At 41.6% G+C, this 11,799-nt stretch carries 12 protein-coding genes and 1 pseudogene; 2 read left to right on the top strand and 11 right to left on the bottom strand.

Going from position 1 to position 11,799, the window contains the following annotated elements; all coding sequences use genetic code 11:
• Positions 1-205: pseudogene (locus RT445_RS18760) on the bottom strand (DUF2201 family putative metallopeptidase); the annotation flags it as partial.
• 3 nt (positions 206-208) lie between these two features.
• Positions 209-1,267, bottom strand: coding sequence for an AAA family ATPase (locus RT445_RS18755; protein WP_274796663.1), 1,059 nt, complete (start codon positions 1,265-1,267; stop codon positions 209-211).
• A 236-nt stretch (positions 1,268-1,503) separates the two neighbouring features.
• Between RT445_RS18755 and RT445_RS18750 the strand changes: the two genes are divergently transcribed.
• Complete coding sequence (locus tag RT445_RS18750; protein ID WP_274796661.1) at positions 1,504-2,286, top strand: glucosaminidase domain-containing protein; 783 nt, start codon at positions 1,504-1,506, stop codon at positions 2,284-2,286.
• Between the two features lie 104 nt (positions 2,287-2,390).
• A complete protein-coding gene (locus RT445_RS18745) occupies positions 2,391-2,816 on the top strand; it encodes a hypothetical protein (protein ID WP_312507025.1) in 426 nt (141 codons plus the stop codon).
• 123 nt (positions 2,817-2,939) lie between these two features.
• Here RT445_RS18745 and RT445_RS18740 read toward each other — a convergent pair whose 3' ends face one another.
• From RT445_RS18740 to RT445_RS18700, 9 genes are all read right to left on the bottom strand, one after another.
• Positions 2,940-3,770, bottom strand: coding sequence for a C40 family peptidase (locus RT445_RS18740; RefSeq protein ID WP_312507024.1), 831 nt, complete (start codon positions 3,768-3,770; stop codon positions 2,940-2,942).
• Positions 3,770-4,555 (bottom strand): serine hydrolase, encoded by a 786-nt coding sequence (locus tag RT445_RS18735; protein WP_396631767.1) that lies wholly within the window; start codon positions 4,553-4,555, stop codon positions 3,770-3,772. The genes RT445_RS18740 and RT445_RS18735 overlap by 1 nt, the downstream gene beginning before the upstream one ends.
• Before the next feature lie 7 nt (positions 4,556-4,562).
• Positions 4,563-5,495 carry a S66 peptidase family protein gene (locus tag RT445_RS18730; RefSeq protein ID WP_312507023.1) on the bottom strand — a complete coding sequence of 311 codons (933 nt, stop codon included), beginning with the start codon at positions 5,493-5,495 and terminating at the stop codon, positions 4,563-4,565.
• Complete coding sequence (locus RT445_RS18725; RefSeq protein ID WP_274796656.1) at positions 5,492-6,439, bottom strand: ATP-binding cassette domain-containing protein; 948 nt, start codon at positions 6,437-6,439, stop codon at positions 5,492-5,494. The genes RT445_RS18730 and RT445_RS18725 overlap by 4 nt, the downstream gene beginning before the upstream one ends.
• Positions 6,432-7,505: an ABC transporter ATP-binding protein gene (locus RT445_RS18720; RefSeq protein WP_284702028.1), complete on the bottom strand. Its 1,074-nt coding sequence runs from the start codon at positions 7,503-7,505 to the stop codon at positions 6,432-6,434. Before RT445_RS18720 ends, RT445_RS18725 begins: the two co-directional genes overlap by 8 nt.
• Complete coding sequence (locus tag RT445_RS18715; protein WP_274796654.1) at positions 7,498-8,472, bottom strand: ABC transporter permease; 975 nt, start codon at positions 8,470-8,472, stop codon at positions 7,498-7,500. The genes RT445_RS18720 and RT445_RS18715 overlap by 8 nt, the downstream gene beginning before the upstream one ends.
• The gene (locus tag RT445_RS18710; RefSeq protein WP_274796653.1) at positions 8,472-9,416 is read right to left on the bottom strand and encodes an ABC transporter permease; all 945 of its coding nucleotides are present in this window, start codon (positions 9,414-9,416) and stop codon (positions 8,472-8,474) included. The genes RT445_RS18715 and RT445_RS18710 overlap by 1 nt, the downstream gene beginning before the upstream one ends.
• Positions 9,417-9,499: 83 nt before the next feature.
• Complete coding sequence (locus RT445_RS18705) at positions 9,500-11,329, bottom strand: peptide ABC transporter substrate-binding protein (RefSeq protein ID WP_396631766.1); 1,830 nt, start codon at positions 11,327-11,329, stop codon at positions 9,500-9,502.
• Between the two features lie 80 nt (positions 11,330-11,409).
• Positions 11,410-11,799: hypothetical protein (locus RT445_RS18700; protein ID WP_396631814.1), on the bottom strand; the 390-nt coding region annotated here is incomplete at its 5' end.

Here is an 11,799-nt window from a genome sequence, read left to right as displayed (position 1 = left end):
GCTGCCCTTTTTTATCTTGATTGACGTAGATTACCCCTGTACTCGACACATAAGCCCAATCTTTTTGTGCCATATTTTCATATTGCATGTAAACGGCATTACATAACACTTCAAATAATGGATGGGTGGCGACCATTTCATGTCCTCGAGCAATTGATGTCTCATTTTTATGTTCCTGCTTCGATGTTTTCTTTTTTTTAGCCATAATTTATCCATCCTTCTTAGCTACTAAACGTGGTAAATCTCTAATCACTTCAAGCATAAACCAGGCTGGTAAGGCTTCACCCTTTTGCTCAGACACGACCATTTGTGCAATTTCTAAGCTAATCGAAGCTAAATCCTTGATCAAATCCTTGGCACGGAATGCTAATTGTTGTTGATTTCCCTTCAAAGTCGTATGCTCGCTCGGTAGCTCTTTGATTAGTTGCGCGCGGAAGGACTGCGCCATGAAATAGAGTAAGTCTCTTTCATCAGGTCGATCTGGCCATCGTAATTCACCATTGATGATTTTGGCTAAATCATATTTGCTTTGCACTTGTTTAATAAAGGCTTTAAATTGACTTGCAATTTGCGAAGATAGGCAGCTACTCGCTAAAATATCGATAGCTTGTTCATCTAGACTGTTACCATAGGCATACAGGCAATCACTTAGCATATGCCAAGACCTTGGAGTGGAAAAGGGTTCTTCAGTTTTTGGTGGTTCACTCCATAAATGATCGGGACGCATTTGAACATACTCAATCACATATGGGTGTATTTCATGTTCATAGGCCCATTCGAGCCAATCTTTATGAGAGGCTCTAAGTTGAACATGGACCATACGATTAATTAATGCCGAGGACATCGGCTTCACGATCGCACTATCCTGCGCTCTATTCCCTGCTCCAATCACAATCGTGCCCTCTGGTAATAGAAATTCCCCAATTCTTCTTTCATGTATAAGACTATAAAAAGCTTTTTGTACCTCCTGTGAGCAAGCATTTAATTCATCTAAAAATAAGCAATAGGGTTCATCTCGAGCAATCATTTTTGGTGGACAGAACACACTGTAGCCATCCTTTATTTGTGGAACCCCGATGATATCCTCGGGTGCTAGCTGACTGCCTAATAAAGACACACATGGCATTCCTAATTCACTCGCAAAGCTTTCTACGATTGCCGACTTCCCAATGCCAGGTGCTCCCCAAATAAATACTGGTCGTATAGGCGCTACATTTAAAAGAAAATCATATAGTTGTTTTTGTGTCACAGAAAAAATAGTATTCAATCAAAACTTCCTTTCAAGCTGGTCATTGTTTTACAAATAATACTACCATTTTCTATTACATTATGCTTGTCTCTACCAATCTATTATGTCATGCGGGAAGATAAAAAATGAGGAACTAATTATGTTGAGGGACGTTCTATTAATGATGGAATCTATTAATCAAGACATCTCTTTATTTCTCTTTCACTCTCTGTAATAATGAGAGATAGCTAAACTTTGATAGAAGGGAGGGAGATGTGGTCACGACCAACATCAAGCATACGATGAAATATATGCTTAATTTTTTAAAAGGACTCATGATTACCGTTGTCGTTATTTGTATTTCGTTTTATATGGTGACACAGTTATTTAATACGACTGAAAGAGAAGAGCCTGTTGTCGATGATCGTCCAAGTGTGGAGGAGTTTATTGGAGAGATTGCTGAAACAGCACGAGATCTTGGTGCTGAAAATGACCTATATGCTTCCGTCATGATTGCACAAGCAATCCTAGAAAGTGAGCATGGACAAAGTGGACTTGGCTCTGCTCCAAACTATAATCTATTCGGAATGAAAGGCAGCTACCAAAATAATTCCGTAACTCTTGAAACAACAGAGGATGATGGTTCAGGTAATCTATCCACAATCATGGCTGCCTTCCGCAAATACCCTTCCTATGAGGCATCGATGCAGGATTATGTCAAATTAATGCGTAATGGGGTTTCGTGGAACAAAGATTTCTATGCGGGCGTTTTTAAAAGCAACACAACTGCCTATACAGATGCAACGAAGTTTTTAACAGGCTCTTATGCTACCGATTCTTCATACAATGAAAAATTAAATACACTTATCGCAAAATATGATCTACAACAATATGATAGCCCTGTCAAAGATAAGAAAACCATTACCGTAGCTGACGGGGACTCGTTGATGAAGATTGCAGAGGTTTATAATGTGAAAGTAACCTCTATTAAACAATGGAATCAGCTTCGAACAGACCGCCTTGAAGCAGGTCAACAATTAAATATTTATCATTATTAACTCAAGACCTCCATCTCGCCTGCGGGTGTATGGAGGTTTTCTTGTTGGCAACCAAATCTTATTCACCACGTCTAAATGTAAAATGACGAAAGGGTTTGAATCCAATGAAGCGCATGCAGCTAGTCAGTCTAATCATCGTCAATCTTGTACTATTGCCAATCATTCAGCTAAGCTACAATCAATTTTATGCCGTAGATATACCCGAAGGCATGTTTCAACTTTGGCTGTTTCCACTACTAATATTATTGATAAATCTTCTACTATGGAGCTGTCGTCTTCGTATAACATCCTATATTCATTGGACCTTTATCTATGTAGGAGCAGGTACTTCCTTAGCCTGTTATTTTGTTTGGCACTACAGTCAACTAATCCCCTATCCACACATGCCCCCAGGTGAGGCGACCTTTGAATTATACATGAGAACGTTTTTACTCGGACTATGGCAGCTAGTCGCTTTATTTCTTGTCAATGTCCTGACATTCATTATGAGCAAAATATGGACGACCTTAAAAAATGGACCAAAAATTTAATGATGTATTATACGGTGAAGACTCGTGTCTTTTCTGTCCTTCCCCCTCATAGAACTCTAATCGGTGATTGACTGTTGACCATGCTTCTTCCGACACTATCATTTCACCCAATAAAAGAGAAGCCTAGTTACACAGCTTCTCCTGAAATAATGAACCTACCTCTAAAATGGTCGTAGCTAGATCATGCCGATAGAGAGGGTGATTTTCTTCTAAACTATTAATTGACACTTCATTCCCTCCAATTGAAGAATGAACATAAAGTTGATCCCCCATATATAAAGCAATATGACCTGGAAAATAAATTAAGTCGCCCTTTTGCATTTGGTCTCTAGCTATTTTCACAATCGAAAAGCCCTCTACAATTTTGGCATCTCGATAGATCGTCACACCATTTAGCAAATAAGCCATCGAGCACAAACCAGAGCAATCAATCCCCAATGGTGATTTGCCACCCCAACGATAAGGTGCTCCTAAATAACTTAACGCAGTTGCCACCACATTCTCTCGAAATTGCTGCTCGGAAACCGAACGTTCTGTCATTTTTGCCTGTAGCCATTTTGTGCGAACATAGCCCCTTTGCCCTGTCACTAACTGTACAGCTGACCATTCTTCCGGTAAATTTTCTTCTGACACAACACAGATGGAAGAGCCTCTTACAAGTGTTACTAGTTTCGAACTTTGAATACGTGGTTGCTGTAATACATCCGCAAAACTTTGAAAAATGATATGCTGTGCTTCCCTTTCCCACTTAGAGACTAGTACTTCGTCTACTAGTAAGTCTGCCTTCTGACAATAGCCTTCATAGCGATAGGCCGTTTGGATATATACCCAACCTTCATTGACATCCCTGATCCTCTTTACTGTCATCCCATAAAGCACTTCATCGACAACTTCAGACGTTGAAGTTGGCATAGCGTGTAAACTAGCAATCATTGCTGTTACGATAGCCTTCATTACATTCCCTCCTTCCTCCGCTCCACTAGCTCTTCATAAACAACCTTTGATAGACGACCAATTAATTGGCGTGCCTGCTCATTATTCGTCACATTGGTGATAAAAACACCGATACTATAATCGATAGCACTACTATAAACAATCCCCACATCATGATCGACGGTATCAAGTCCTCCTGTTTTATGTGCAAGTTTGATATCATCCACGAGATAGCGCCTTAAGGACTCGTGTATACGCTGCCGACTTAAAATATCAATGACCAATTTACTGTATGCGGGGGACAACACATCTTGCTGGTAAATACGTGTAAAGAGATGAGCCATATCCCGAGCTGACGTGCAATTGTCTATGCCCTTTGCGAGGCGCTCAACATCCATCATTTTACGCTGTAGCAAGGTGTCCTGTAGACCCAACCTGTGGAAATATTCATTTAAAAAATCCATTCCTACTACATCAATTAGGACGTTCGTGGCTGTATTGTCACTAGTAATAATCATCCATACAAGCAGCTCATATACAGTGCTTTGCGTCAGACGTTGTTCGCTCACTACACTGAAATCCACCCAATCGTTCGGCGCAATGGAAAGCGTAGAATCAAGCGCAAGATGGTTGTCCTCCATAGACGATAAGAAAGCTAGAAGAATAGGAACTTTTATTAAACTAGCACTTGAAAATGAATGCTCAAGCTGATGACCAATTAGAAATTGATTGGTTGCTAGATTTTTTACAAATAGATGTACCTCATAAGGTGATGCTTGAATCATCTCGTGAATCTTTCGTTCCATAGGACACCTACCTCATAACCTGGACTCGTTGATTGTCCGCATCCATCGTAATCGTTCTTCCTAAAGGTAACGACATCGTTGGTAAACAATGGCCACAAGCTATATCGGCCAGAATAGGTTTACCTACTGGCACAAGTATTTCCTCGAAAATCGTTTGTAATGATAAACTATGGTCAGGCTTTTCGGGATTTTCAGGTCCGCACTCTGTCCAGGCTCCCAATAAAATGCCTGCCACGTCATCTAGTTTCCCTGCTAGCTGTAATTGGGTTAGCATGCGATCAACTCGTTGCTCCGTTTCATCAATATCTTCTAAGAACAGAATTTTACCTCTTGTATCTATTTCATAAGGTGTACCGAGTGAGGCAGTGACTAATGTTAGGTTTCCACCGATAAGCTGACCTGAAGCTTTTCCAGCAACGAGCGTGGTCATTGGTTGCGCTGCAGGGTTTGCTAAGTAGAACTCATTTGGTTCATTGTCCATTACTTGTTGCATAAAGGATTGCCATGTAAAGTCATCCATTTCTTGTCGAATAAATTCAGTCGAGGGCATCGGCGTATGATAGGTGACAAAGCCACATAGCTGATTAAACGCTATATGTAAGGCTGTCACATCACTATAGCCTGCAAATACTTTAGGATTTGCCCTAATCATGTCAAAATCCAATTGGGATAAAATTTTCGTGGCCCCATATCCCCCACGTATACAAAAAATACCGTCAATCGTTGGATCACTAAACATTCGATGGACATCTGCCGCACGCAAATCATCAGTACCTGCTAAATAACCGTGCCTCGCATGACAGGTCTCTCCAACGACAACCTTTAGTCCAAGCTTTTCAATACTGGCAATAGCTGGCTGCAGCTTTTCTGGTGGTGTGGCCCCTGAAGCACTTATAAGACCAATTGTGTCACCCTTTTTCAATGCTTTCGGACGAATCATTTCGTTCCCTCCATTTTCAGTAAAATGCGATAATCAGCTAGCTCCTCTTCATTAGCCAAGATAAAATGGCCATCCTCAATTTCAATGAAGGAGGGGGGATGCTGATCATAACGATGCTGTGACGGGTCATAGACCTCCACTACTTTCTCTCGCTCCTTATATGGATTGGGCTCCGGGACGGCTGATAGCAAGGCCCTCGTATAAGGATGAAGCGGATGAGCAAAAAGCTTTTCCGTTTCCGCTAGCTCGACAATTTTCCCTTTGTAAATCACCGCTGTACGATCCGTAATAAAACGGACAATCGATAAATCATGGGCAATAAATAAATAGGTTAAATGATTTTGCTGTTGCAGACTTGCTAATAAATTTAATACTTGCGCTCGAATGGAGACATCTAAGGCGGATATTGGCTCATCTGCAATGATAAACTCAGGCTCCATCACTAACGCACGAGCAATACCGATACGTTGGCGTTGTCCTCCTGAAAACTCATGTGGAAAGCGGCTTGAGAACTCTGGCAGTAACCCTACATTCAATAATGCATCGCGCACTTTTTGCTGCCGTTCTGCCTCATCTTTATATTTTTTTGAAGGATATAACCCCTCTGAAACAATATAATCTACCTTTGCTCGTTCATTCAGAGATGCCATGGGGTCCTGGAAAATCATTTGGATTTTTTGCGTAATTTCTCTATCCCATTCTTTAGGGATTTTTCCTTGAATACTTTTGCCATGATACAAAATCTGTCCCTCTGTCACCTCATTGATGCGCATAATTGCCCGACCAATAGTTGTTTTCCCTGAGCCTGATTCACCTACAATGCCAAACGTTTCACCTTTAAAAATTTGAAAGCTGACATCATCAATGGCTGTAAATTTATTTTTCCCTTTACCAAAAACAACTTTCAAATTTTTTACCTCTACTAGCACTTCTTTCTCAATCATTAGCATACTGCCTCCCCTCTGCAAAAAATGCTTGTAAGGCTGCAGGGGGCTCTACCTTTGGGGCCAATGGGTCCAACAACCATGTTCGCGCATAATGAGTGTCACTGATCTGGAAAAAAGGAGGCCGCTCCAGAAAGTCAATTTTTAAGGCATATGGATTGCGTGGCGCAAAGGCATCACCTTTTATTTCTTGAAAAAGGTTGGGGGGCGTGCCCTTAATGGAATACAATTGTTCCCCCTTGGAGCCAAGCTGAGGTAAGGAGGAAATGAGCGCCCATGTATATGGATGCCTGCTATGAAAGAAAATTTCATGGGTCTCCCCAACCTCAATGACATCGCCCGCATACATCACCGCAATACGGTCAGCAACCTTCGCCACAACCCCTAAATCATGTGTAATATAGACGATTGTTAAGCCATACTTTTGCTGAAGATTCTTTAAGAGCTGTAAAATTTGTGCCTGAATGGTTACATCTAAAGCCGTCGTAGGCTCATCACATATTAAAATATTGGGCTTACAGGCAATCGCGATGGCAATAACAATACGTTGGCGCATCCCTCCAGAAAATTCGTGCGGATATTGCTTGTAGCGTTTTTTTACATCATTGATTCCTACATCCGTAAGAAGTTTTAATGTTTCCTCATACGCTTCCTTGCCCCTTAAGCCTTGATGGAGGACGACACATTCCTCAATTTGTTTGCCAATAGTTTTGAGCGGATTCAACGATGTCATCGGGTCCTGTGTGACCATCGCAATTTCCTTTCCTCGAATACGTAGCCATTCTTGCTCTGTCGTAAACTGGCCTAAATCCTGTGCATTGTAAATGATTCTTCCCTGCTTAATGCTACCGTTTTTGTCAAGCAAGCCCATAATAGATTTCATTAGCACGGACTTTCCTGACCCTGACTCCCCCACGATAGCTAAGCTTTCTCCCTTGTAAAGATCGAGGGAAATATCCCGAATAGCTGTTAATACACGACCACGTAATGTAAACTGAATCACTAAATTTTGGATAACTAAAATGCGCGATTTTTTCGAGGTCACTTGCTTCATCTCCTTACACATGGTTTTTTGGATCGGCTGCATCTGCAAAGGAATTACCAATAATATAAAATGCGATAGTAATGACACTTAACACAATACTCGGGAAAATAAGCTGATAGCGTAAATCTGGTGACATCATAAGTACGCGCCCTTCATTGATTAAATTTCCTAAGGAAGGCTCACTAATTGGTAGCCCCAGCCCAATATACGTTAAAAATACTTCGGCCCCTATCGCAAAGGGAATTGCTAGACTCATGCGTAACATAATGACAGAAATTAAATAGGGTAATAGATTTTTAAGGATAATCCGATAATCCGGTGTGCCTAAACATTTAGAGGCAAGGTTGTATTCGCGATCTCGTAAAATCACAATTTGATTGCGAATAAATCTAGCCATTTCCACCCACCCCGTTATACACATGGCGATAATGATAGTCGAAATACTTGGCCGTAATATATAAGACATTAAAATAAGGACAATCGTTGTAGGAATATTATCCACAACATTATAAAGCTGTGTAATTGGTGCTTCTAATTTCCTTGAAAAGCCCCACAGCGTACCGATTGTAATCCCCACTACTGCCTCCACTAAAGCCACAACACAGCCGATAAAGAGGGATGTCCGTGTGCCCGCCCAAATACGTGACCATAAATCCTGTCCTATGGAATTTGTGCCGAACCAAAATTCTGCATTCGGGGCTATATTACGTGCCTGCATCCCTGTTTGCTCATCTAGGTATATTTCAGTCGGTGATTTTTGCGCTGGTAAATAGGGCTGGAGAATGGTAAAGCCGACAATAATGAGCACACCGACTAATAAAAAGACAGCCAGTCGATTTTTCAAAAAGGATTGCCATGTAGAGCGCCAATAAGAGTAATTTGAATAACCAGTTTCCTCTGCTTGACGTGCATCGACTTCCGCAAAGTCAAACAAGGTTTCACGGGATTTATTCGAAATATTATTGATTTCATTTGAATACATGCCCATTAACGCACTCCCCCTCCCTTGCCTAATTTAATGCGTGGATCAACAAGGGCCATGGCAATATCCCCTAATATAAGGCCAATGATGCCAAGAGAAGAGAATACTAGCACTAAACCTTGCACAATCGTATTGTCCTGTCGCTGAATAGCATCCACGAGTAAGCCTCCCATTCCTGGAATGGAATAGAGCGATTCGATATAAATAGAGCCGGTAATTGTAAACAATATCGTGGCAGGTAAATATTGTGCCATCGGAATAAAGGCATTACGTAACACATGCTTAAACATTAATGTACGCTCCTTTACACCCTTCGCCCTCGCCAGCTTAATATAGTCCTTGTTCAGTTCATCCACCATGTAGCGTCGCATCCACATCGCATAGGAGGCTGTTGGTGCTAGTGCCATTGATGTTAGTGGAAGTATCCATGTAATCGGCCTGTACTCATCAAACAACATCGGTAACTGGAAAAGTTCTGTAATATACATTTGAATAACCAAGTAATACACGGCAGCTGGGACAGCAACGACAAAAACGATATAGCCTGTCCCAAGCCGATCCAGCCAACGCCCCTTGCGATAGGCCATTAATATCCCTAATGGCACCCCAATCAGTAGCGATAAAGCCACTGCGCCTAAGCCAAAGAGCAGAGAATACGAAATTTTATCACCAATAATCGTAACGACTGGGACATCCGTGCGATAAGTGACCGATTTTCCTAAATCCCCTTGCAACAAATTCTTATAAAAGTTCCCTAGCTGAACTAGCAATGGATCACGCAAGCCTAGATTTGTTAAGTAAACTTCTTGCTGTGCGGGTGACATTTTATCCGCTGCCGCTCCTAAATACCCTTCCTCTGGCATTAACCGTAATAAAGAAAAGACAATGGTGATGATAATAAAAAGGGTTAATACGGATTGTAAGAGTCGTTTTCCTATATACTGCAACATCGCGCCATCCTCCTTTGTCCAAAAGACTAAAGGAGATGCCGACTATACGCTTCGGTATCTCCTTGTTCATCTACAAAATACATCTACTTTTCAGCATTGGCTAAAGCTTCAGCACGTTCTTGCTCCCACTGTGCAAGGGCTTTCTTAAATTCTTCATTGCTCATTGGTTTTTCCAGCACTTTTTGTCCTTTAAATTTCTCCGCTGTTACACCAAATGGTGAGTACTGAGCCTCAAACGGATTTAATTTGGAAGCCACATAGCCACTACCACCTACTGAGTATGGAATGACAAAAGCTTCTTCAATTAAAAAGGCCTCTGCCTTGGCAAATAGCTCATAACGTTTGGCTGTATCAATCGTTTCTTTCGCCTGATCCACGAGATTTTGATAAGTCGTTTTGCCATTAGCCTCTTTATAACCTTCTGCTAATTCAGGTTTATTGTAAGTACCATCAACTGTGAATGGATCTGTATACGTAGATGGATCTGCATAATCAGGGCCCCAGTTTGCTTCTAACAGCGCAAACTTACCTGGACGACGCACCTCTGATAAGAAGCCTGTCGATGGACCAGCCTCTACGATAATGTCGATATAATCTGTCCCTAGTAATTTTTCCATTTGCTGCTCGACTACTTGAGAACGATTCGCCCAATCTGGAATTCCAGCATTATAAGGCATTAATACTTTGACAGGGAAAGTCGCTTTACCCGCCAAGGCTGTTTTCGCTTTTTCTTTGTACTCAAGTGCAAGCTCCTTGTTGAAGGAATCCTCATTGGAAATCGCCGTTAGTGGCGCTAACTGTGTATAATCCACCCCTTCAACATCAACAAAATTCTTCGGCGTAATGGTATTGCTTAGCAAATCTGCCGGATTATAAGGCTCAACTGTTAACATGGCAGACACACGATCAAGGGCATGGAATAATGATTTTCGGAATTCTTTATTGTTGACTGCGACCTTCCAGTTATCTGGTTCATATTGTGCGTCAAATTGTGGATTAAAGTTGAGAGCATAGAAGTAGGTATAGAAGTTATTTTGTGTTTGACGAACCTGTGATTTTTTCTTATCGTCTTTAAACCATTCGTCAATAATTGAAGTTGGTATACTTGCTGAATCGATTTCTCCACGTAAAAATAGCTCTGGCGCTACCGTTGCCGCTTCTTTATTGTATTTATAGCGGATGCGGTCAATTAATACGTTGTCTTTATCCCAATACGTCTCATTTTTAACAAGGACCCGCTCATTTTGCGGCTCAAATTTATCTAAAATATAGGCGCCGTTATAAAGGAAGTTTTCACGCGTTGTACCAAAATCCTCCCCTTTTTCCGCAATGAATTGGCCATTTACCGGGAAGAAACAAACATAGTTCAACATAGAAAGGAAATAAGGTGTTGGTGCCTCTAAAGTATATTCTACTGTATGTTCATCTAGCGCCTTTATGCCAACTTCCTTAAAGTCAGTCATCTCACCGTTATAGAATGCTTCCCCATTTTTTACTACTGTCGCAATCCACGCAGTTGATGATTCATTTTTCGCATCCAGGACATAGTGTAAGCCATCAACAAAATCCTGCGCTACGACATCTGCATATTCCTTGCCCTCATGTGTAACCCATTTAGCATCATCTCGCAATTTGAACGTCCACACGGTAGCATCCTCATTTGCAGACCACTCTTTGGCTAGCCCTGGCTGGACAACCCCGTATTGATCATATTCAATGAGCCCATCCACCATATTCGCTGCCACCGCAAACTCATTTGTTTCAGACGTCTTTAAATAATTTAACGTTTTAATTTCCCCTGAATACACAACACGATATTCCGATGCTTTCTCACTCGATGATTCGTCATTACAAGCTACACAAAACAATACAACCAGACATATCAACAACAACCAATACTTCCTCACAAGCATCCCCCTAGTCATCTTTTTATAATGAAAATCCTATTGCCAGGACGGATTGTACCTTTCAATAGGATCATTCAAACATAAAGCTAGGTCCCTCTTAATTGACCCTCTATCGATGAAACAGCCAACGACACCATGTCGTTTGCCTCGGCTTGATTTGAGATATATGACACAATGGCAACAGCGTGTCCTACATGGATAAATTTTCGAGCAGCTCCTACCATTGAATGGAATGGATCAGGTTTGACATACGTTCGAGCCGGTTTCTTGCTTTTGTGAGCGAGGTCTTCGCTCGGTGGAGCGCTTCTCTCACTGATTGGAGCGGGGTCTTCGCTTGAGTGAGCGCTTCTCTCACTTCTATGAGCGGAGTCCTCACCAGATGGAGCGCTTCTCTCACTTTTATGAGCGGAGTCCTCACCTGGATGAGCGCTTCTCACCTTGCTATGAGCGGAGTCATCACCTGGATGAGCGCTTCT

It is taken from the genome of Lysinibacillus sp., assembly GCF_032093475.1.
GTDB lineage: Bacteria > Bacillota > Bacilli > Bacillales_A > Planococcaceae > Lysinibacillus > Lysinibacillus irui.
Note: the sequence above shows the minus strand (reverse complement) of the source record. Positions and strands in the feature narration are given on the sequence as shown.

Excerpts from the sequence above, each read along its gene's own strand:
- RT445_RS18745 (WP_312507025.1), top strand. The coding sequence starts at position 2,391 with ATGAAGCGCATGCAGCTAGTCAGTCTAATCATCGTCAATCTTGTACTA.
- RT445_RS18740 (WP_312507024.1), bottom strand. The coding sequence starts at position 3,770 with ATGAAGGCTATCGTAACAGCAATGATTGCTAGTTTACACGCTATGCCA.
- RT445_RS18735 (WP_396631767.1), bottom strand. The coding sequence starts at position 4,555 with ATGGAACGAAAGATTCACGAGATGATTCAAGCATCACCTTATGAGGTA.
- RT445_RS18730 (WP_312507023.1), bottom strand. The coding sequence starts at position 5,495 with ATGATTCGTCCGAAAGCATTGAAAAAGGGTGACACAATTGGTCTTATA.
- RT445_RS18725 (WP_274796656.1), bottom strand. The coding sequence starts at position 6,439 with ATGATTGAGAAAGAAGTGCTAGTAGAGGTAAAAAATTTGAAAGTTGTT.
- RT445_RS18720 (WP_284702028.1), bottom strand. The coding sequence starts at position 7,505 with ATGTGTAAGGAGATGAAGCAAGTGACCTCGAAAAAATCGCGCATTTTA.
- RT445_RS18715 (WP_274796654.1), bottom strand. The coding sequence starts at position 8,472 with ATGGGCATGTATTCAAATGAAATCAATAATATTTCGAATAAATCCCGT.
- RT445_RS18710 (WP_274796653.1), bottom strand. The coding sequence starts at position 9,416 with ATGTTGCAGTATATAGGAAAACGACTCTTACAATCCGTATTAACCCTT.
- RT445_RS18705 (WP_396631766.1), bottom strand. The coding sequence starts at position 11,329 with ATGCTTGTGAGGAAGTATTGGTTGTTGTTGATATGTCTGGTTGTATTG.